The 19870-nt window shown below is 36.5% G+C and carries 27 protein-coding genes; 26 read left to right on the top strand and 1 reads right to left on the bottom strand.

From position 1 onward, the window contains the following. The 16 genes from SINDD18_RS11260 to SINDD18_RS03480 form a co-directional block, all read left to right on the top strand. Positions 1-381 (top strand): GyrI-like domain-containing protein (locus SINDD18_RS11260; RefSeq protein WP_241497325.1); only part of this gene is annotated, 381 nt, incomplete at its 5' end. 409 nt (positions 382-790) lie between these two features. Beyond that, a complete protein-coding gene (aac(6'), locus tag SINDD18_RS03550) occupies positions 791-1219 on the top strand; it encodes an aminoglycoside 6'-N-acetyltransferase (protein WP_061863104.1) in 429 nt (142 codons plus the stop codon). Between the two features lie 57 nt (positions 1220-1276). Beyond that, positions 1277-1885: a Type 1 glutamine amidotransferase-like domain-containing protein gene (locus SINDD18_RS03545; RefSeq protein ID WP_061863103.1), complete on the top strand. Its 609-nt coding sequence runs from the start codon at positions 1277-1279 to the stop codon at positions 1883-1885. Positions 1886-1991: 106 nt separating this feature from the next. Then, on the top strand, positions 1992-2870 hold the full coding sequence (locus SINDD18_RS03540; RefSeq protein WP_061863102.1) for an aminoglycoside phosphotransferase family protein: 879 nt from the start codon (positions 1992-1994) through the stop codon (positions 2868-2870). Between the two features lie 240 nt (positions 2871-3110). Further along, positions 3111-3569 carry a hypothetical protein gene (locus SINDD18_RS03535; RefSeq protein ID WP_061863101.1) on the top strand — a complete coding sequence of 153 codons (459 nt, stop codon included), beginning with the start codon at positions 3111-3113 and terminating at the stop codon, positions 3567-3569. An 82-nt stretch (positions 3570-3651) separates the two neighbouring features. After that, a complete protein-coding gene (locus SINDD18_RS03530; protein ID WP_061863100.1) occupies positions 3652-3894 on the top strand; it encodes a hypothetical protein in 243 nt (80 codons plus the stop codon). A 100-nt stretch (positions 3895-3994) separates the two neighbouring features. Next, the gene (locus tag SINDD18_RS03525; RefSeq protein WP_061863099.1) at positions 3995-4381 is read left to right on the top strand and encodes a hypothetical protein; all 387 of its coding nucleotides are present in this window, start codon (positions 3995-3997) and stop codon (positions 4379-4381) included. A 2-nt stretch (positions 4382-4383) separates the two neighbouring features. Next, the gene (locus SINDD18_RS03520) at positions 4384-4764 is read left to right on the top strand and encodes a hypothetical protein (RefSeq protein ID WP_061863098.1); all 381 of its coding nucleotides are present in this window, start codon (positions 4384-4386) and stop codon (positions 4762-4764) included. Positions 4765-5254: 490 nt separating this feature from the next. Further along, the gene (locus SINDD18_RS03515; RefSeq protein WP_061863097.1) at positions 5255-5665 is read left to right on the top strand and encodes a hypothetical protein; all 411 of its coding nucleotides are present in this window, start codon (positions 5255-5257) and stop codon (positions 5663-5665) included. Between the two features lie 45 nt (positions 5666-5710). Continuing rightward, entirely contained in the window at positions 5711-6097 is a 387-nt protein-coding gene (locus SINDD18_RS03510) for a hypothetical protein (RefSeq protein WP_061863096.1), read from the top strand. A 14-nt stretch (positions 6098-6111) separates the two neighbouring features. Next, entirely contained in the window at positions 6112-7083 is a 972-nt protein-coding gene (locus SINDD18_RS03505; RefSeq protein WP_241497324.1) for a DUF6892 domain-containing protein, read from the top strand. An 89-nt stretch (positions 7084-7172) separates the two neighbouring features. Then, positions 7173-7958, top strand: coding sequence for an alpha/beta hydrolase (locus SINDD18_RS03500; RefSeq protein ID WP_061863095.1), 786 nt, complete (start codon positions 7173-7175; stop codon positions 7956-7958). 128 nt (positions 7959-8086) lie between these two features. Beyond that, complete coding sequence (locus SINDD18_RS03495; RefSeq protein ID WP_061863094.1) at positions 8087-8968, top strand: DUF4300 family protein; 882 nt, start codon at positions 8087-8089, stop codon at positions 8966-8968. Between the two features lie 81 nt (positions 8969-9049). Beyond that, positions 9050-9370, top strand: coding sequence for a hypothetical protein (locus SINDD18_RS03490; protein ID WP_061863093.1), 321 nt, complete (start codon positions 9050-9052; stop codon positions 9368-9370). A 38-nt stretch (positions 9371-9408) separates the two neighbouring features. Beyond that, positions 9409-9720, top strand: a complete 312-nt coding sequence (locus tag SINDD18_RS03485; protein WP_061863092.1) for a hypothetical protein — start codon at positions 9409-9411, stop codon at positions 9718-9720. Between the two features lie 48 nt (positions 9721-9768). After that, positions 9769-10575 (top strand): hypothetical protein, encoded by an 807-nt coding sequence (locus tag SINDD18_RS03480; protein ID WP_061863091.1) that lies wholly within the window; start codon positions 9769-9771, stop codon positions 10573-10575. Between the two features lie 30 nt (positions 10576-10605). Here the strand turns inward: SINDD18_RS03480 and SINDD18_RS03475 are convergent, their stop codons facing one another. Then, positions 10606-11625, bottom strand: a complete 1020-nt coding sequence (locus SINDD18_RS03475; protein WP_061863090.1) for a hypothetical protein — start codon at positions 11623-11625, stop codon at positions 10606-10608. A gap of 118 nt (positions 11626-11743) precedes the next feature. Between SINDD18_RS03475 and SINDD18_RS03470 the strand changes: the two genes are divergently transcribed. The 10 genes from SINDD18_RS03470 to speE form a co-directional block, all read left to right on the top strand. Beyond that, the gene (locus SINDD18_RS03470; RefSeq protein ID WP_061863089.1) at positions 11744-12250 is read left to right on the top strand and encodes a YfbM family protein; all 507 of its coding nucleotides are present in this window, start codon (positions 11744-11746) and stop codon (positions 12248-12250) included. 32 nt (positions 12251-12282) lie between these two features. Continuing rightward, on the top strand, positions 12283-13134 hold the full coding sequence (locus tag SINDD18_RS03465; protein ID WP_061863088.1) for a CbrC family protein: 852 nt from the start codon (positions 12283-12285) through the stop codon (positions 13132-13134). A gap of 18 nt (positions 13135-13152) precedes the next feature. Further along, complete coding sequence (locus SINDD18_RS03460; protein WP_193750823.1) at positions 13153-13635, top strand: hypothetical protein; 483 nt, start codon at positions 13153-13155, stop codon at positions 13633-13635. A 17-nt stretch (positions 13636-13652) separates the two neighbouring features. Next, positions 13653-14207 carry a hypothetical protein gene (locus SINDD18_RS03455; protein WP_061863087.1) on the top strand — a complete coding sequence of 185 codons (555 nt, stop codon included), beginning with the start codon at positions 13653-13655 and terminating at the stop codon, positions 14205-14207. Positions 14208-14217: 10 nt separating this feature from the next. After that, complete coding sequence (locus SINDD18_RS03450) at positions 14218-14715, top strand: hypothetical protein (RefSeq protein WP_061863086.1); 498 nt, start codon at positions 14218-14220, stop codon at positions 14713-14715. A 47-nt stretch (positions 14716-14762) separates the two neighbouring features. After that, a complete protein-coding gene (locus SINDD18_RS03445) occupies positions 14763-15557 on the top strand; it encodes a DUF4261 domain-containing protein (protein ID WP_061863085.1) in 795 nt (264 codons plus the stop codon). 43 nt (positions 15558-15600) lie between these two features. After that, on the top strand, positions 15601-16068 hold the full coding sequence (locus SINDD18_RS03440; protein ID WP_061863084.1) for a hypothetical protein: 468 nt from the start codon (positions 15601-15603) through the stop codon (positions 16066-16068). Next, the gene (locus tag SINDD18_RS03435) at positions 16061-17077 is read left to right on the top strand and encodes a hypothetical protein (RefSeq protein ID WP_061863083.1); all 1017 of its coding nucleotides are present in this window, start codon (positions 16061-16063) and stop codon (positions 17075-17077) included. Before SINDD18_RS03440 ends, SINDD18_RS03435 begins: the two co-directional genes overlap by 8 nt. 596 nt (positions 17078-17673) lie before the next feature. Next, the gene (locus tag SINDD18_RS03430) at positions 17674-19128 is read left to right on the top strand and encodes an aminotransferase class I/II-fold pyridoxal phosphate-dependent enzyme (protein WP_061863082.1); all 1455 of its coding nucleotides are present in this window, start codon (positions 17674-17676) and stop codon (positions 19126-19128) included. Continuing rightward, on the top strand, positions 19129-19870 hold a 742-nt coding region (gene speE, locus SINDD18_RS03425; RefSeq protein ID WP_241497323.1), incomplete at its 3' end, for a polyamine aminopropyltransferase. It abuts the gene before it with no gap.

The raw sequence follows: 19870 nt of genomic DNA, 5'->3' as shown, positions 1-19870 counted from the left end.
ATTTGGGATAAGCTATATGAAAAATATAGCCACGATGAACTTGCAAGTTTAGGAAGCGGTCAAAGTATGGGCGTTTGCCATGATGTGGAAAATCCAAGCACAATAAATTATATGGCTGGTTATATCGTTAATGATGTAGACAAAGCCACAAGTATGGACTTAGATGTTTTGGAAGTGGAAGAAGCAGAGTATGCAGTTGTAGAATTAGTAGGAAGTGTTCCGGAGTGCATTCATAACGGGTGGAAATATGCAATGGAAGTATTCTTCCCTGAGCATGGCTATATTCATTCAGAAAAACCTGACTTTGAATATTACTATGAAGGTGATATGCACAGCAAAGACTACAAAATGGAACTTTGGATTCCGATAACTAAAGCTTAAAAACCAGCTTGTCAAGCTGGAAAATTCCAGTTTGCCGAGGTAATACCTTTTAACGATAACCTCAAGCTATCGTTAAATAGTTTAGTGGATATGTTTCCGCATACAACTCAACTACTTGACATACTTAGTGTTCACTCGTTCCATGTTGAGGCGGTATCACTGCTTTTACGAGCTGAGGCATCAGCGAAGTAGAAAGAAGTAGATGCTCCGCCCATGGGATAGGACTCGTAGAATGAGGAGAGAAACCGACGAAACGATACGGTAACAGCGAACCGCTGAGTGTGTGACTCTACTCTTCCAATCTGAGACAGCGAAAAGTAGAAGGGTATGGTATTGGTATCAATCAATGAGTAACAAAGTAACAGCATGATTCGAAACATTTGCTTGTAATTTGCGGAGGAACATCAATATGGATGAAATCACAAAAGATTCTATAAAAACGGCTAAACTAATGAAACAATTATGGCCCCAATTGACCGATAAAGAAGCTATTGATGAAGTAAAAAGATATACGAATGGCAAAAATACTGCAATCTTTACTGAAGTTGAAGGTGACACAATTGTAGGTCTAGCATTATGTTCACTCAGATTTGATTATGTTGAAGGTTGTAAATATAGTCCTGTTGGATTCTTAGAAGGGATTATTGTCGACGAGGAATATCGTTTAAAGGATATTGCTAAAAATCTCTGTACAAAGTGTGAGGAATGGGCGAAAAATAAAGGATGTAAGGAATTTGCAAGTGACTGTACTTTAACAAATACGGATTCTATAAGATTTCATCTCAATATTGGATTTCAGGAGGCAAATAGAATTATTCATTTTAAGAAGAAATTATAATTTCGAAACGTGAATAAACTTGTTTAAACTTTATGTTTCTTTAGAAAGTGTGATAACTTGAAAGAACAAATTTTTTTGATGGGTGGAAATCCGCCGATAAAAAACCATACGATTGTTAATAAAATAGTGTCATCAAGTAATATCGAAAGAATTGTCATTTTTACAGTTTTTCGAGAAAATTGGGAACCGTACATGAAAAAGTACACGGAAGTTTTTCAAAGTCATTTTCCTAACCTAAACATTGATTACTTGCTCCTGGACACTGAGCAGATTGATTTTGATAGCAATTTAGATGCTGATCTAATTATCATCGGTGGTGGAAATACGGAAAAATATATAGCTACTTATGTCAATCAGGAGTTCAAAAAATATATCGTTCATATGCTTAATAAAGGGGCGAAAGTTATAGGATTTTCAGCAGGAGCCCTTTTATTAGGAGAAAAAGTATATGTCTCACCTAATGATAATTCAGATCATCAGATAAAGATAAAAAATGGATTAGGACTCTTTAGTCAGTTTTTAATTAGTGTCCATTATGATTCTTGGAATGATAAAGCTAATAAGGATAGAGCTGAAGAACTCGTTAATGTTCCCATAATTCCACTAAATGATCATTCCTGTCTTGTATTGGATAAACTTGGAAATATCATAAAGAAAGTTGACTAGTTTTCATTATCTAAATCTTGATCTAGGAAATTAAAGTGTAGACAAAATGGATAGATGACTAGTGAAAACTGCAAAAAGAGTTGTGAAATGAAGCGGAGAGTGTTTAATGGATTTTAGTAGTAAGATAGCCATAAATAAAGGCTGGTCAGATGATAAAAAATATTGTGTGACAGATCAAAATCAGCAAAAATATTTCTTGCGTGTTTCTGATAAGGAGAAGTTAGATTCAAAAAAATTTGAATTTGATATGATGGAGAAAGTAGCTTCTCTTGGAGTTTCGATGTGTAAACCAATTAGTATTGAACTCTGCGATGACGAAGTACATTCTTTACACGAATGGATAGACGGGAAAGATGCAAGAGAAACCATTTTAACTTATTCGAAAGAACAACAATACACTTATGGACTAGAAGCAGGAAGAATCCTTCAAAAAATTCATTCACTCCCTGTAACAGAAGTTCGTGAAGAGTGGGAGGTCTTTTATAATCGAAAAATTGATGACAAAATCTCCAAATACAAAGAATGTCCCGTTCAATATGAAAATGGTCAGATATTCATTGATTTTTTAAATGAAAATCGAGAATTGTTGAAAGATAGACCTCAGGTTTTCCAACATGGAGATTATCATATAGGGAATTTCATGATTGGTGAAGATTGTAAAATTTATATCATTGACTTTGATCGATTTGATCTTGGAGATCCTTGGGAGGAATTCAATCGTATTGTATGGTCTGCTCAAGTCTCTCCCTCTTTTGCGTCTGGTATGATAGATGGATATTTTGATCATAAGGTTCCGGATTTATTTTGGAAGCTTCTCGCTATCTATATTCTAAATAACTTAGTTGGATCACTTCCCTGGGCTGTACCTTACGGAGTTGAAGAAATATCAGTAATGCAAAATCAAGCTAAGGAAATTTTGGAATGGTATAATGATATGAAGCAAATCATTCCTAGTTGGTACTTGAACAAGAAGAAGACTGAATAATATAAACGTTGGAATATTATCAATTTTGGAAAAATCATATTACGATTACTTGATAATTTTATTTCGAATCTAAATCGCTATAAACACTTCTCTTTTCTTGGATAAACTTGGAAACATCATAGAGAAAATTGACTAGTTTTCATTTTGCAAATTGGGATCTATAAAATCAAAGTATGATGAATATGATTTATTGATTAAAGTTTCATTCAACGAATATTAAATGATTAGAGAGGGAAATCCATGCTAAAATCCAATAAATGGCTATACATTGCTATTGTGTCCCCCTTTCTGCTTGTGAGTTTGCTCTTTTTTATCAATGGGAATTTAAGTAATGGTAATCTTCTATATAGCAACAATTCTAAGTTAATTCTTGATCATGAAGACTCAATCAAGAATGAAATTATGACCCATTTGAATGATGACGGAAAATCCGTAAAGTCTGTGAAGATTTTACCGAATACTGCTCGAGGAGGCTATGATGATAGTGGAGATATGGGTGGTCATTATCATATTTATTTTTCAGCTTATGTCAATGATAATCCCAAGCAGTCCTTAAATGTCGAACTGTATTTTCCAGATGCAAGTATTCATGCTTTTACCGTTGTCCACCCCAATCCCTTTAAGGATAAAAAGAAGATGAAGCGATGGTTTATAGGTGATATTAAAATATCAGATGATCCTTCCTGGGATGGGAAGTAATAAATAATTGATACTATCATGTGGTAGTAGTATCCTTGCTGTCAGAGAAAAGGTAGTTATAGTATTTTAAAGAAGGTCTATCATGATAATGGAAATCGGGAAAACCTATCTTGTAAAAAAAGATATTTTTGGTTTAAAAAAAGATGAACTCTGGACCTTAGTAGATAAGGGTTATCAGGCTTATTTTGGAGAACATAACTTTATATTTGTCAATGATGATAAAGTTAAGGTATTTGCAGTTTTAAAAGATGGTTCAGAAGAAGATATGCGGATCTATCATCATCTGGATGACTATTTTGAAGAAGTCTCTCATGAAAATTTTTAAAAATGTGAGATGAAAATTTTAAATGCGCGCTTGTTTAAACTACTTTAGATTTTTAAAGAAAATTTATGAGATGATTGAAAAAAGTGGAGGGAGAAATTTAATGCTAGAGTGGCAATCTATTATTCCAGAAGATGAATATGAAGCTAGTGCAGCTTTTAGTGAAAATAGTCATTACGAGATTTCTACGATGACTTTGAAGGGCAAGAAACATCTGATTCGATTGAAATTTCCCTTCTGTCATTTTTACCAAATCACAGAAAGAGACTTATTTGATGCTCTTCATCAGATTCCTAGTTCGCCAGATCTTGAATCCCTTATTTGTAGGCTAGAGACTAGTAGCCTGATTACAGAAGTGATTCATAGGGCGGGTGGAGTTTTGGTTGAAGAAGACTTGGTTCATTTTCGTATTTGTGCAAAGAATCTAGTCATTGACTTAGTTCTCTATAAAAATGAAGAGAGTGATATAAGGATAGAAGAGGTTGGTTAAAAATGAAGTGGGTTCATATTGGTGAGGAAATAGAGTATGATTGGTATGAATTACGGTGTCAACTTTCTCAAGAAAATCACCTGCAAATTTATCTTGAGGGCTTAAAGAATCAAAAGTTAAAATACTGTATTGATTTTGGTAAGATTCTTTTCTGCAGATCTATTGATGAAGGATGGGACCTGAATTTACTAGAAGAAGATTTACTCAGTGGACCAGAATTTCCCAATTTATCAGATGGGATTTTACTTGAAATGATAGACACTCACCTTAAAAACAGAGTTCAAAAATTTTATCCTGACCCCATCTATCACTACCAATTACAGGGAATTAATTTTGGGATAGACGTCCTTACAGAGGCATTTCCGATTATCAAAATGATCTAGACTGAAACAAAGGTGAAAACCATCTGCTTCAGTCTTTTTTTCTTTTTATGTAGTATAATAAAAGGTGAAAGAATTCAATTTTTTAATAGGATTTTTCCAAGTTAAGATTAGTTATTTAAGGAGTCAAAAGCTAGATCATTGGTGAGAAAGTTGACTGAATTTGAGAGTTTATTTCTTCAAATAATCGAATATTCGAATCAGGATACAGATGAAAAATTTTAAGAATATGATGAGTTAGGATATAATCTTTTAAGGAAAATCCATCATCTAGGTATAAAGGAGACAAAAGTATATGAGAGATTTTTTACATACTATGACAGCTTACAAGATGGAATGATAAAAGAGTGATTTGCAGAAATGCTAGACTATATTTCTAGTTGGTGTCATTCAGTAAAATATCTTTGGAATCATCAGGAATAAGGGAGACCAGATTAGCAAATTGCAGGATTGGTAGTTGAAAGTGATTTTGCATAAGATATAGGAGTTAGCTATGTTTAATGACAGTTATATTTGGGGGCGTCTTTTCATTCCCCTTATCATGATTTTCGTCTTAGGATTGATGGTATTCTTTCATAGACGTCAGGTTTTTAAATATTTATATATCGTGAATATTTTTTTGTATCTGGTTGCGATTATTACTTATTTTATTTTAGAAAATCATCCAGTCGGCCAACCATTTCCCTACCCTTGGATGACAGCTATTCCGTTTGTTTGGGCCATATCTATCTTTCTTGCTTTTGGATTATCGTTCGCGTCTCTTAGTGCTTTTGTCATCGAACAGGCACAAAGGCATATCTGGGCAAGGATTATCATTGGTTTAGTTGTTTTAGCAATTATGATAGCTATCGCAATAGGTATATACTACTTTATAGAGATTATTAGAGTTATAGGTTACTTTTAATTTTTAGTCAGTTTCTGATAGTAAACATGTAGAAAGAGGAGCAATATGAAGCAATCACTTGAATTTTTAAGAAAAAGAATCACCGATAAGATGCCCTTAGAGGATATGGTAGCAATCTTTGAAGACTTGTGTCGTGAGCCTATTGAGGATGAGATGATTTTATTTGAAACAGGGACATTTACAGCTATATCTGATAAGCCCTTGTTTCAACTATCCTTAGTAAGGCAAGCTCCAAATGAAGATGAAGAGTTTTATCAGGTTCACCTTGATATTTTCTATGAAGCAAGTCAAGACAATCAAATCTTTAGTGAATCAACCTGGGATGAAGATTTAGAGGAAAATATCTTTGATTACATTAGAGCTTCAGAGGTGTTTGCCTATGCTAAAGAGCAGGAATACCAAGCGGTCAAAATTTATCTGGAAGAAACTTAAGAAAAGGTAGTAATATGTTTCATTTTTTTAAGAAAAAAACACACAAAAAACTTGAAATCAATCTCCACAACAATTCAATGATTATTAACGGAACCAGCTTAGCTTTTCCTTTGTCCTTGAAAGATATTGAAACTGTATTGGGGAAGCCTGACCAGGTTGTCAAAAGAGATAATAAGTTTGTTAAATACATTTATGATAAAGCTGGAATTGTATTTGAACATTCTTTCTCAATTAATAATCATTTAAAAAAATGTAAGACCTACATTGATGAGGAACATTTGATTTCTACAGTTTTCCTCTACTATGGCGATGTTGTAAAATCTAAGACTGGAGAGAAAGAATTGCCGAAGCAACCATGTCAAGCTGTGGTATTATCAGATGAAAAATCTCCTTATTTCTTTTCTGATAGGCATAGAGTAGGGGATTTTAACCTGATTTTATGGACCCCTTACGGAACTAATTTTAATGGAATTCCAGAGACCATCACAGATACACTTTCTATTTCCTACTTTCCAGAGATCAAACATGAACGGGAAAGCTACATATTAAAAGAAACTGACGAAGAACTGCTATACTTTGACAATATAAATTTTAAACTAACTATTATCCAAGTTTTGATGTATGATTTACGAGTACTGAAACCCTACTTTGACATCGATGATTTTGCGGATGAATTTAGTGAACTGGAAATCGACACAGAAAGTATGGAGATTATTCAGCCAGCCCTTGATTATATGATAGATCTTCCGATACCTAAGAAATATGCCGAACAAGTCAAAGAAATCTACATGGATGGCGGAAATGAGATTTATATGAATCTGATTCCTCAGTGGGATGGCGAAGATGAGACCTTTGATCTGAATGAAGTTAGTCTAAAAGAACTGGAACAGTTTCCAAATCTGAAGCAAGCGACTATCATAAGCAGTAATTTTGAACATGTCAAAAAAACCTTCGACAAGCAAGGGGTTCAAGTGAAGTTATTATAATTGTCGCATTTATCTGAATAAATCATAAATGGATGGTATAAGTTCTTTAAGGATAAGGGCTAAAAAGGAAAGAAATCTGGTGTTGGAAAATGAACATTCTTGATCTTAATTCTAATCAGAAAGAGACGATATTGTTAATCCACCCTATGTTATCTTCTGCTCAAGGGATGAAGTCTCTCATTGCAGATCAGATGGGGCAAGAGTTTAGATATATCATTCCGGATTTGTCTGCGCATGGGCAATCAGCTTCGGATATTTACGAGTCAGCTCTTAAGGAAAGCCAGATGATCTATGATTATCTAAAAAATCATCAGATAAAAGACCTACGTTTAGGCTTTTGTGCATCCTTGGGTGGAGTTGTATTACTGCAATTATTGAATTACAAGGACATCAGGTTTGGTAAACTTGTTTTTGAAGGGGTTAGTTTATGGACAAATGCGCCTTTGCTAGATGTATTTACTAGGTATTTATTGTTAATAAAGCATAGAAAAGCCTTGCGAAATAGAGATATAGTTGTTCATAAGATGGTTTCACTTTATGGAGAAAAAGGAGAGATGATGGCGGATTCTTTCATTGCTATGGATGAAGAAAGTATCAGACATATTTCCCGTGATTGTGCATTTGTGGATTTGCCTAACCTTACGCCAGAGGAACAAAAAAGCTGTGTTTTCTTTTATGGTTCAAAAGAATTCGACTTGATAGCTGCTAAAAAAGTTCTTCCAAAAAAGTATCCTCATGCCACATTTCACATTTGGCAAGGATATGACCACTGTCGCAAGATCACTGAAAATCCGGTAGTTTACTCCAAGATCCTGCGAGATGAAATGTTAACTAATGCTACAGTATTAGAACCCACAAATAAGACCTATGTGTAAGACCATAGAAATGAGTGAAAATAGATTGATGCAAGAGCCTGTATGACCTTAACTTTATCTAAAATCTGCTAAAATAGTTGCTCGCCAAAAGTGCTTGCAACTTCAAACATATTTAGAAAGATAAATTGATGAAAAAAAACAATCGACTGATAAAAATTGGTCTTTGCTCAACGTTTCTTTTGACATTAGTGGCTTGCAGTCAACCACAAAAGAAAAGCGAAGCTACTAGGGAAAACTCAGTCAGTCAATCACAATCTAATCAGGTTTCTTGGAAAGCTACTTATAGCAATATGAACAGTAATCACAGTGAAGAAGAAGTCAGAAAAGCCTTGGCTGCGCATTTGGATAAGGACAGTGTGGATGCATTTTTCAATCTTGTAAATGATTATAACAATACTGTCGGTTCAGTTGGATTAACTGGAGATTTTTCTACCTTTACCAAAACAGACTATGATGTAGAAAAAATTACCAATCTTTGGACACCGAAAAAAGGTGATTTTGTAGGTACCAACTGTCGGATTAACAGTTATTGTTTATTGAAAAATTCCATCGAAATTCCTAAGTTAGAGAAAGATGATTCCCTCTTGTTTGTCGACAATGATGCTATTGATAAGGGAAAAGTCTTTGGTGCTGAAGACAAGGATGCCTTTGATATTCTATTCTCAAGAGTCAAGACCGAAGCAACCACTGATGTCAAGGTTCATGCTGCAAGGATGGAACAGTTCCTTTCTCAATTCAAGTTTAATGAAAATGCAAGAATGCTATCCGTAGTCGTCCATGATGATCTGGATGGGCAATCCCTCTTTATCGGCCATGTCGGTATTCTTGTACCAAGCGAGGATGGCTATCTCTTTGTCGAAAAGTTAACCTTTGAGGAACCTTATCAAGCCATTAAATTTGCGACCAAGGAAGATTGTTACAAATATTTAGATACAAAATACGAAAACTATACAGGTGAAGGTCTAGCGAAACCATTTATTATGGATAATGTTAAGTGGGTTCAACTCTAAAAGGATGATTTGCTTAAAGAGTGGGATAAGAAGTTACCAATCGAATGATAGCTAAATTGATATGATTAGAGGAAAGCAAGCATGGATGAACATACATTAAGAGTTGTAAAAATTGATAAGGAAGCTATTTTTGAGCTAATTTACGAGACTTTTATAGCGCAAGAGCAAGAACTGCTGGACCTGTCGCCAGTAGATGTTAGCAATGATTGTGCTATGGATTGGGAAAAGGGAGAGTTTATCTTTGCAGCACATCTTCAGGAAAATAATCTGGGAGAATTGAATCCTCTTCCCAATGATATTGATATCCAAGATTTGCTGAAAAAACTACCTGTTACAACAGATTCTGTCCTTGGCAGAGAAGTGATTTATAGAGATTTTTCATTCGACCAATTAAAAAAATAGTATAATAGTAGTAAATAAAGTAGTCATAAGGAGATATAATGGATATTAAAGATTTTACAGAAAAAGAACAAGAAATGATTAAAAAGGGACTAACTTTCTCTAAGCTGAACGACAAGGAAACTGCCGATAAGATTATCGCTTTAATTCCTCAAGATATGATTAAACGAATTCCATTTTTTATTAGAAAACATGCCATTACACGTACTGTTAAGAGAATCTCGATCGAGTATCCAGAGTTGTATGCCGTTGCTGAACAAGAAGGCCAACTTCCTGAAAAGGAAGCTCAAGAATTGCGCCAAATTCTTACAGATATTTTCCAAGAAAAAATGAACAAGCATAAGATTAAATAAGCGTTGAGATTTAGAAATAAGATGTCGATTGAGCATTAGGAGTTGAGAATGGCTATTGATGGCGTTAAAATCATTGACAGTGATCAAGGGTATGACATTTACAATGAGGTAGTTGGTCGCTATAGAGACGGTGATCATGTGGCCAATATTATTAAGGATATCCTCGATGCGGAGAAAGATTACTGTCAAACAGACTTTTTTACAGAAATTTATTGGACTGCTCTTGCTTACTCACTGTGGAAGATTGGTCATCTGACAGACGATATCAGAGATAAAACCTTGGAGCTTATCAAAAAAGGGGCTGATTCATTTTGGATAGAAATAGATTCAAAGGCTTTGAAGCAAAGGCAAAAGATCTTGGATAAACTTGCTATCCAGTTGCAAACTGAAAATTCTAGGCCTCTAAAGGTCCCTAAAGCCAAAACTAAACGCAAACCTTATTTTGAAGAAGGGGATATTCTTGCTGTTAAGTTCCAAGATGAGTATGGTCTTGTCTTTGTATCTCTGGTTGAGCAGAGTCCTAGAAAGCTTGAGTACCATCTGGCTTGCACGCGCCTCTTACAGACAAAAAAGCCCACCATCGATGATTTTTTGACCAGTCATATCTCCTGTAAGATGGACAATACAAAGTTTGCTCTCGTTACAGACTGCTGGTTCAATCACAAAGATTTAGGGCAATTGTTAGAAAATATTGAAAAAATTGGACAGGTGAAACTTAGACCTTTTAGTCTTTGGATGCTAGCACCTGCCCAAAATTTAGAAGATATTTATCAAGAAATCACTAGAGATAAAGGTTCCTCTGGCCCTAGATTCATCGAAACCTATAAACTTGTCGACGATATTTTTTCAGTTTAATGCTTATGTGATAAAGGGGGGAATGGTCAATTATTCCCACATGCTGTGTTGGGCTCTGACACCATAGCTATCTAGGGAACCATCTGAATTGAACTTGGATTCAATACGGTACCTTTTCCAGAGGTCGTAATCTGCTGTTTGGATGGTTAGGATAAAGTTGGTATCCTTATCAGTGACATTATAATCAGCAGGATTGACTTCAAAGATATCGATTAATTTTCGTGTTTGAAAGTCTTGGAGTTTTAGATTGGCTAGCTTGACATGATTGATGGAAATTTCTTCTAGTTGTTTGTTATCCATAGGTGTTCTGTAGTAGGTGACGACACAGTTTTTGAGTTGATCAGTATCTCTTCCCGTAGGAGTAAGGCTCATAAAGCCATAGAACTGATCATCACGCTTGACTTCGAGAAGCTGACCGTAGTAGAAGTGGTCGTTTTTGGGATTGGTAATCAAGTTCTCCGCGCCTTTATCTCCAAAGGTGAACCCATGCTCCAAAAGCTCGGAAGCCTTGGTCTCCCCGATAATGACAGTGGTATCTTGAATGGTTACTGGAACAGGTTGAGCTGGAAGGCCACTCATCATCATGCAAAACATAAAAACATAACTCGTTAAAAAAGCTGTCCCAATAACAGCGTTTGTTGATGCATAGGCATGACTGTTATGAAAGTTTTTTCTTATAGCTAGTACAACAAATTTTCCAAGACTTTTTAAAATCATACTAACAAGTACGATGAAAAATTGTTTTTTCAAACATTCATAAACTGCTTGCGGGAAGCTATTGCCATGATAGTAGAAGCCAGCCAATACGAGTAGATTTACGATTAAATAGATCAGCAAGAACCAATGAATCTCTTTAAGGGCATTAGCATCAGTGATTTCTTCATAGTCAACGTGAATTCTTCCTTGAACAGCATGGCCAAGTTTATAAATCCATTTGGGAATGTCTTTGCCTTTTTTAACCGCAACTACGAGTCTGATATAGAGATAGATGGTAAAGGATAAGGATAGAAAGAAAAGAGCATAAAAGCCCAAAACAATACTAGTGAACATGACTATTTCCCCTATTTAACATACAATAAAACAATTTCTTAGCTCCATTATAGCACTTTCTATGAAAATAGAGCTAGAAATATCCGTATGATACTAACTGATTCAAAGGAGTAAAATCATGGGAATGATTGCCAATTATCAATATTTGTCAGACGATAAATTAGATCAAATAAAAGGTCTTTCCAATCAAGAAGATGACTTGTTAGATTTTGCAGAGGATTCCGCTGATAGTCATGATATCTTACTAGATATTGACAAAATGTGGGATGCCTTGGTTTTTGTCATGACAGGATTTAGTAGTTCAGAATTTTTGGATGACAATCCCTTGAGAGAAGCTGTTTTAGGGGTGACTCCTCTAGAGGATGTATCTGAATATATAGCCTATACTGAAAAAACTAAGATAGCCGAGATTGTAGAAGCTTTAGAAAGTTTTGACATGGACAGGGCTATGACTGACTTTAGTATGGAAGCCTGTAAGAAAGCCGACTTGTATCCTGATATTTGGGATTATCTTGAGGAAGAGGAAGAAATCAAGGATGACATTTTAACCTACTTTGTAAATATGAAAGAGTTTTACAAGGAAATCTTAAACCATAAGGGGAATGTCTTAGTGACTATTTGTTAAGATTTTATGTCATCCATTAGAAAGGTAGTCCCATGAATCCATTTCTAGAAAAATACATTACATTAAAAAAGCAATACCTGGACCAAGATGGAAAGCCTTCAAGTGTCGCAGCCCTTTATGATTTGGCTGATGAATTAGCTAAGTCTGATGATTTAGAAGCGAAGAAAGTCTTAGTTGACCTTTATGAACAATTGGGTCTCTACACTAGTGCCTATAGCTTATTTACCGAAATCTTAGATAAACCAGACCGAAAACAGATAAAGAAACTGAGCCGTTTACAAGAAATGAGTCAGAGTCATGGCGATCGTTTTGCCCTTCCTCGTCCTCTAAGAAAAGAAGAGAAGAAGCAGAGGAAGAACCTGTTAAAAGACTTACCTTATTTTCTCTATCATCCAGATCCCTTAGCAACAGGTTCATTTGTTGAAGGAGAAGCCAAGCTTTGTCCATCTTGTGGGAAAGAAAGCAATATTTATTATGACTTAATCCCTTATTGTATCGAGGATATAGAATACCTTTGCCCAATGTGCATCGCAAACGGGTTAGCAGCAGAAAAATTTGATGCAGAATTTGTCCAGGATGCCGAGTGGTCAGGACAAACAAATCCGGAAAAAGATAAGCTGCTTTTTTGCCAGACCCCAGGCTACTCTAGTTGGCAGGGAGAATACTGGCTTTCTTGTTGCCAAGATTATTGTGCTTACTTGGGTACAGTTGGAACTCGAGAATTGAAGGATATGGGAATCGCTGAGCAAGTCTTTTCAGACTATGAAGCGCGTGAAGAGTATCAAGAGATAGAAGACTACTTGGTCAAAGACGGTCCTATCTGTGGTTATTTGTTTAGATGTCTCCATTGTCAAAAATACCAGATCTGGGTTGATGCAGATTAAATCGGAATGTGATTAGCTATGAAAATTAAAGATAAGACTATGGAAGAAGTAGAATTATTCGAAGATGCCTCCAAAGATTTATTAGATAATATGCAGGGATTTAAAGACAATCTATCTGCTCAATTTCCCCTATTAGATAGTGATAACTGGCAGTATGATAAGGGATCGATAAAAGTTTGTAAGGCTGATGAGTCAGGATTCAAAAAAAGATGTAGAGTCGGAATCAGCTACAACTTGAAAGTCTCCCTATTAAACGAAGATGCCGAGCAAATCTGGTTACTGTTTAAAGACTGGTTCAATACTAGCAGATTGAGTCTAGTTGAAAGAAATCCTAATAATGAGGATTTGGGAAGATATGTCTTCTCAGCGAGTTCCCCTCTAGGTGATCAGGTAGATTGTTCGATTTATTTGCCTAATGAGTGGAATATCCCTCAGATTAGCTTTTCAGGCTATCTAACAGCTCGTTATAGGGCTTGTGATCTTGATAAATTGCAAGAATAGGATGGAGGTTTTTAGAGATGAGAAAGATTGATTGGGACAAGATAGAGACTCGCTTAGATGCCTTGCTGGTCATTGATGAGTATCTAACAGATCCAAGTGAGGATTGGCTCAGACTCGTGATTAAGACTGAGGAAGACTATGGACTCCGCTACCTTATTGACAATGGCTCTGGTGATTCTTTAGATGTGATTTTGACTGATAAAATGATCCTTATAAAAGGCTTTGATCATGAAAGTAGTTTAAGCCAGTTTGCTGCTGACGAGTGGAATCAAGATATCATCGATAGTTTTTATAAAGGACTGGATGAAAAGTATGTCTCACTTTATTCAGAAGGCCAAAAAGATGAAACAACCTTCTTTATCTGGTATGATGGTCACGCGCATCAACAGACTTACCAAGATCAGGATGGCGGAGAATGGTTGCTTTCATACCTTTTTGATAGCTTTGAGAGATTTCATGAGTTTGTGACTGACTATTATGAAATTACCGTAGATAAAGATTTACTTAGGAAACTTTACATTGAAGGCTTTCTTTCAGACCTAGAATTAAAGCAATTAATCCAAGATGATTAAGAGGCTTATTATGAGAGTGAACTATAAAAATACCCCTGAAAAATATCAAACTCTTGCAGAAACAATCATCACACCATTGCTTGATATCCTCAAAAGTTTAACCTTGTTAGAAGAGGAAATTTTTGAGCGTAACAGAGAACTGGATAAGGAAAAAGAAGGCCTTGGCATCCCAGCAAATCAGCTTCATCCCAAGTGGAATGAACTTATGGATGACTATTTTCAGAGACAAATGCAACTTCTAACTGGACGAGTGACTCAAAAGTGCTTGGAAGGAGGAGTTCGGAATTCTTATGGCTCCCCAAGTGAGTATAACTATGTTCAAACGAATGATTTTTCTGTAGATTTTATCATGACAAAAGCTGAAGAAGCAAGAGTCATCACCCATTATCAAGAAGCTTTAGAAATGAAGCATCAGTTTGTACTTAAATTGGTGGATGGAAATTGGCTACTTGATGAGAAATTTTACAGTTTTGAGGATGAGGAAGCTTGGTATCTTGATTCACTTTGAGCAAGATAGCTTTGCTTCCCAACTGATATGAGAAAAGGAGAAGTCCTATGAAATTTTTGAAAAATCTATTTGCTGGTAAAAAAGAAAAGTCAGAGAAGAAAAAGACCCTTACCTTGTCCATGCCCCTCTTCAAAGGCAAGCAGGCCTATTCTTTAGACCAGATTGTTCAGGAATTGAAATCTCACTGGGGGCTTCAAGTTTCCGAAATTTCTGGGGATGATTCTAGTGCAACCTTTGTGATTGATGGTGCTCTCGTTGCGCTGGCTTTAATGGATTTGCCTATCCCAAGTCAAGAATTTGAAGAATTGTATGCCTATTCTTACCTCTGGCAGGATGTTGAGAAGGAAACACAGGAGCATTCACAACACGCTATTGTTTCTATCTTGTCTGACAATCTTTCGCCAGTAGAAACCTATTCCCTATTGACTAAAGTTAATGCCTCTATCCTAAAAACTAGTCAATCAGCAATTGGCATTTATCAGGGTTCTGCTACCTTACTCTTACCCAAAGCTCTTTATCTAGACCTAGCTGACCTTTTGAAAGAAGAAATGCTTCCCCTTCAACTCTGGATTTATATGGGAATTATCAATCAGGAAGATAAGACCAGTATTTACACTTATGGTTTGAAAGAGTTTGGAAAAACTGAGATTGAAATTATCGAGTCTCCTATGAATAGCGATGACTTATATTATTTCCTCTTGTCTATTCTTCAGTATGTTTTAGGCAGTGATGTCACCTTAAAGGACGGTGAAACCATTGGCTTTTCTGAAGATCAAAAAATAAAAATCACTGAGTCAAAAGCAGTCTATTTGGAAGGCAATTCCTTGAAATTAGATGTTTAGACCATGATTTATAATTGAATGTCCTTCCTAGATTGGGGGTTTTATGAAGCGTGATATAAAAAAGTATTATCTCTACCGATTTCTGGCCTATAGATTTGAAAAACTCTCTTGTAAGAATCCAAGTCTCAAGGAAATAAAACCAGAGAAGAGAGAAAAAATCGTTCTAGAGGCTACTCGAACTGGTCAAAAGATTATTCTAGTCTTAGGAATTCTTTATGTTTTTCTAAATTCTGCTTTGTTCATTTACCTTAAGACCAGTGATTTCCAAATTCCTTTGTTTATGATGTATACTGACTACATCGACAATTTGGGTCAGCTGATAAACGGAGAATGGGGCGGTAGTTGGCGTCAAAAGAAAGCTAGTTTTTTGATGATTGCTCTACTGGCTTTGCCCATTGTGGTCATAGAAGGTGGCCCCTTCTTCTTGCTGGTTTTATTGATTGGGAATTGGGTACTAAAGAGAAAGATAAGATTTGTGAGAGAACATAAAGGAGTAGAGAGCCATGGCTAGAACGGTGATTATAGGTACTTTAATGGTTTTTGCAATCTTTAATATTCTGCTCGGGCTAGGCTTTTATCTCTTTCTAAAAAAGAGGAAAGAAAATGGGCAGTCATTGTACGAAACTCCTGTAAATCAACAAATTCGAACAGAAAAACTGGGTCTAGGCGAGATTTTGGTCTACCTGTCCCTGATTGCAATTGCGGGGATGTTTGCTTTTCAGACTTTAAATAGAGGTGGTGTTGGGAATTCTATTTTAGCCAAAATGATCCTCCTCCCAGCTATAATGGCTCTTTTCAATGCAAGAAAAAGGACTGGAAAGTCATTACTTGCCCTCCTTATAACCTTGATGGTCTTTCTAGTAGGAGTCATGTTTCATCTCACGATTGGTTTCCCACCTCAAGCACCGATTTTGAAAATTAATGAAAGTAAAATCACGTTAGCAGAAACAAAAGCAAGTGATCTGACGGAAGCTGGATTTGATATCTATGTAAGACAAGGTGATGGTGCTAGTGACTACGAAGACCTCCTGGCAGATGGCAATTTCCAAAAGTATGCAGGTAATAAAACAGTCACTATCGAAAAAGGATTCAGACTTGATAGCAATGCTGTTCCTTACGCCCCCTATCTCCTGGCAAAAGATGGCATAGTACTGGGCAGTATTTCCTTATACGGTGCTGAGGACCAGAATGTGGCTTTAGAAGATTCTAAGGTAATTCAGGTTCGATTTAACAAGGAAAGTATTGAGGCAACTAAAAAACATTTTATCACTCTCAAATTAGATGAACTTGACTTGACTACTCGACTGGATGTTTCTCTTGTTCAAGAAACTTTTAAAAAGCATCTATGGTCAATCCCCCCATCACATACAAGTGATGTCACTCAATTGTGGTATGGATTACAGTGGTCAAGTAACAGTGACTCTCTATTTTGGAATGAATATTATAGTCTCATCCGCCTAGACGAAAATTATTTGATGACTGATTTTGAGCTAGCTGTTCAAGTAGCACGAGATGACTAGATAGGATTTTGAATAGTTGATTATGCTTATGATTCATTAAAAGAAACTAATTTATTTAGTTTCTTTTTTTGTTTTTTGATTTAAATTTAAAACGATTTCCATTTTTAAGTTAAAGCAATTTCACGAACGAAAAAATGAATTTATTTAAAAAAGTTTCTAAAAATACTTTACAAGAATACGAAAACATGATATAGTAATGAAGCTTAGAAAATGAGATGATGTTTTCTAGCAAATATAAACCCGAGTAAAAAATGCCTACGGACAGGCAGGGTTGAATGCCGAAGCGTGGTTGAAAAGCCACATTATTGATAGGGTTAAAAGCCTACTTTTATAAGTTGATGTTAGGACACTTGTCCTAATTCGTATAGATTTGTTAGTGTGGTGAAAGCACACGTCATCTTGTGAAACGATCAATAAAGTACGTAATATTTGCTACTAGAGAGTTAGGAAACATCAGGAACAGACATACTCAAAAGAAACAAACATAAACACGTCAGTAGATTGTAGAGCAGGTGCCAACCTGCTCTTTTTTCATAAGTATCCGAGCCTTACATGGTTAAGGTGTAAAAAATATGATAAAGGAGTATGTCTTTATAATGTTAAATCAAAACCAAGCTCCCATCTATGAGGGGTTGGTCAAGTTACGAAAGAAAAGAATTGTACCATTCGATGTACCAGGTCACAAGCGGGGCCGTGGTAACCCAGAGTTGGTTGAACTGTTAGGGGAAAAATGTGTAGGCATAGATGTCAACTCTATGAAGCCCTTGGATAATCTGGGACATCCCATTTCGATTATCCGAGAAGCTGAGGAACTAGCTGCAGAAGCTTTTGGTGCTGCTCATGCCTTTTTAATGATTGGGGGCACAACCTCATCTGTTCAAACTATGATTCTCTCCACCTGTAAAGCTGGAGATAAGATCATCCTTCCTCGAAATGTTCATAAGTCAGCTATCAATGCTCTCGTTTTATGTGGCGCTATTCCCATTTATATTGAGATGAGTGTGGATCCAAAAATCGGTATTGCTTTGGGGCTTGAAAATGAGCGTGTAGCACAAGCTATTCAGGAACATCCAGATGCCAAGGCTATCCTAATCAACAATCCTACCTACTATGGGATTTGTTCAGATCTTAAGGGGCTAACAGAGATGGCTCACGCTGCTGGAATGAAAGTTTTAGTAGATGAGGCACACGGTGCCCATCTGCATTTTACAGATAAACTTCCTCTATCTGCTATGGATGCAGGAGCAGATATGTCAGCTGTATCCATGCATAAGTCTGGTGGTAGCTTGACACAAAGTTCACTTCTTTTAGTTGGGGATCAGATGAATCCTGAGTACGTGCGTCAAATCATTAACCTGACCCAATCAACATCAGCATCTTACTTGCTAATGGCTAGTCTTGATGTTTCTCGTAGAAACTTAGCCCTTCGTGGGAAAGAGTCATTTGAGAAGGTCATTGAGCTATCTGAGTACGCTCGTCGTGAAATCAATGCTATCGGTGGCTACTATGCCTATTCAAAAGAGCTAGTAGACGGTGTGTCTGTCTGTGATTTTGACGTTACTAAGCTGTCAGTTTACACTCAGGGCATTGGCTTAACAGGTATTGAAGTTTATGATCTCTTACGGGATGAATATGACATTCAGATTGAGTTTGGTGATATTGGCAATATCTTGGCCTACATTTCGATTGGGGACCGCATCCAAGATATCGAACGCTTGGTTGGTGCTTTGGCTGATATCAAGAGACTCTATTCACGAGATGGGAAGGACTTGATAGCTGGAGAATATATCCAGCCTGAGTTGGTGCTATCTCCTCAGGAAGCCTTCTACTCAGAGAGAAGAAGTTTAACCCTGGACGAGTCTGTGGGGCAAGTCTGTGGGGAATTTGTCATGTGCTACCCTCCCGGAATTCCAATCCTAGCGCCAGGTGAACGGATTACACGAGAAATTGTGGATTATATCCAATTTGCCAAAGAACGTGGTTGTTCCCTCCAAGGAACGGAAGATCCAGAGGTCAATCACATCAATGTCATTGAGAGAAAGGAGAACTAGATGGATTTATGGTTTTCTGAAGTTCACACTCCAGATGTGAAATTATCCTTGAGAACAGCCAAACAACTTTACGCTGGTAAAAGTGAATGGCAGGATATTGAAGTTTTAGACACGCCAGCTTTTGGAAAGATTTTGATTTTAAATGGGCATGTCTTGTTCTCAGATGCAGATGACTTTGTCTACAATGAAATGACAGTTCACGTTCCAATGGCTGTCCATCCTAATCCTAAGAAAGTCTTGGTTATTGGGGGTGGTGACGGTGGTGTTGCCCAAGTATTAACTCTCTATCCAGAATTGGAACAAATCGATATCGTGGAACCGGATGAGATGTTGGTAGAGGTCTGTCGTGAGTATTTCCCAGACTTTGCTGCAGGGCTAGATGATCCTCGCGTTACCATTTACTACCAAAATGGGCTTCGCTTTTTACGAAACTGCGAAGATGATTACGACATTATCATCAATGATGCGACTGATCCATTTGGACATACAGAAGGTCTTTTTACAAAGGAATTTTACGGCAATAGTTACAGAGCCTTGAAAGAAGACGGTATTATGATTTACCAGCATGGTAGTCCTTTCTTTGACGAAGATGAGTCAGCTTGCAGAAGCATGCACCGCAAGGTCAATCAAGCCTTTCCAATCAGCCGTGTTTATCAGGCACATATCCCTACCAGTCCTGCTGGCTATTGGTTATTTGGATTTGCATCGAAAAAATATCACCCTGTCAAAGATTTTGACAAGG

It is taken from the genome of Streptococcus infantis, assembly GCF_001579645.1.
Taxonomy (GTDB): Bacteria; Bacillota; Bacilli; order Lactobacillales; family Streptococcaceae; genus Streptococcus; species Streptococcus infantis_E.
Note: the sequence above shows the minus strand (reverse complement) of the source record. Positions and strands in the feature narration are given on the sequence as shown.

Coding starts and splice junctions, on each gene's coding strand:
- SINDD18_RS03530 (WP_061863100.1), top strand. CDS start 3,652: ATGATAATGGAAATCGGGAAAACCTATCTTGTAAAAAAAGATATTTTT.
- SINDD18_RS03450 (WP_061863086.1), top strand. CDS start 14,218: ATGAGAGTGAACTATAAAAATACCCCTGAAAAATATCAAACTCTTGCA.
- SINDD18_RS03480 (WP_061863091.1), top strand. CDS start 9,769: ATGGCTATTGATGGCGTTAAAATCATTGACAGTGATCAAGGGTATGAC.
- SINDD18_RS03440 (WP_061863084.1), top strand. CDS start 15,601: ATGAAGCGTGATATAAAAAAGTATTATCTCTACCGATTTCTGGCCTAT.
- SINDD18_RS03505 (WP_241497324.1), top strand. CDS start 6,112: ATGTTTCATTTTTTTAAGAAAAAAACACACAAAAAACTTGAAATCAAT.
- SINDD18_RS03465 (WP_061863088.1), top strand. CDS start 12,283: ATGAATCCATTTCTAGAAAAATACATTACATTAAAAAAGCAATACCTG.
- SINDD18_RS03525 (WP_061863099.1), top strand. CDS start 3,995: ATGCTAGAGTGGCAATCTATTATTCCAGAAGATGAATATGAAGCTAGT.
- SINDD18_RS03445 (WP_061863085.1), top strand. CDS start 14,763: ATGAAATTTTTGAAAAATCTATTTGCTGGTAAAAAAGAAAAGTCAGAG.
- SINDD18_RS03435 (WP_061863083.1), top strand. CDS start 16,061: ATGGCTAGAACGGTGATTATAGGTACTTTAATGGTTTTTGCAATCTTT.
- SINDD18_RS03460 (WP_193750823.1), top strand. CDS start 13,153: ATGAAAATTAAAGATAAGACTATGGAAGAAGTAGAATTATTCGAAGAT.
- SINDD18_RS03455 (WP_061863087.1), top strand. CDS start 13,653: ATGAGAAAGATTGATTGGGACAAGATAGAGACTCGCTTAGATGCCTTG.
- SINDD18_RS03495 (WP_061863094.1), top strand. CDS start 8,087: ATGAAAAAAAACAATCGACTGATAAAAATTGGTCTTTGCTCAACGTTT.
- SINDD18_RS03500 (WP_061863095.1), top strand. CDS start 7,173: ATGAACATTCTTGATCTTAATTCTAATCAGAAAGAGACGATATTGTTA.
- SINDD18_RS03475 (WP_061863090.1), bottom strand. CDS start 11,625: ATGTTCACTAGTATTGTTTTGGGCTTTTATGCTCTTTTCTTTCTATCC.
- SINDD18_RS03490 (WP_061863093.1), top strand. CDS start 9,050: ATGGATGAACATACATTAAGAGTTGTAAAAATTGATAAGGAAGCTATT.
- SINDD18_RS03485 (WP_061863092.1), top strand. CDS start 9,409: ATGGATATTAAAGATTTTACAGAAAAAGAACAAGAAATGATTAAAAAG.
- SINDD18_RS03535 (WP_061863101.1), top strand. CDS start 3,111: ATGCTAAAATCCAATAAATGGCTATACATTGCTATTGTGTCCCCCTTT.
- SINDD18_RS03510 (WP_061863096.1), top strand. CDS start 5,711: ATGAAGCAATCACTTGAATTTTTAAGAAAAAGAATCACCGATAAGATG.
- SINDD18_RS03540 (WP_061863102.1), top strand. CDS start 1,992: ATGGATTTTAGTAGTAAGATAGCCATAAATAAAGGCTGGTCAGATGAT.
- SINDD18_RS03430 (WP_061863082.1), top strand. CDS start 17,674: ATGTTAAATCAAAACCAAGCTCCCATCTATGAGGGGTTGGTCAAGTTA.
- SINDD18_RS03470 (WP_061863089.1), top strand. CDS start 11,744: ATGGGAATGATTGCCAATTATCAATATTTGTCAGACGATAAATTAGAT.
- SINDD18_RS03515 (WP_061863097.1), top strand. CDS start 5,255: ATGTTTAATGACAGTTATATTTGGGGGCGTCTTTTCATTCCCCTTATC.
- SINDD18_RS03520 (WP_061863098.1), top strand. CDS start 4,384: ATGAAGTGGGTTCATATTGGTGAGGAAATAGAGTATGATTGGTATGAA.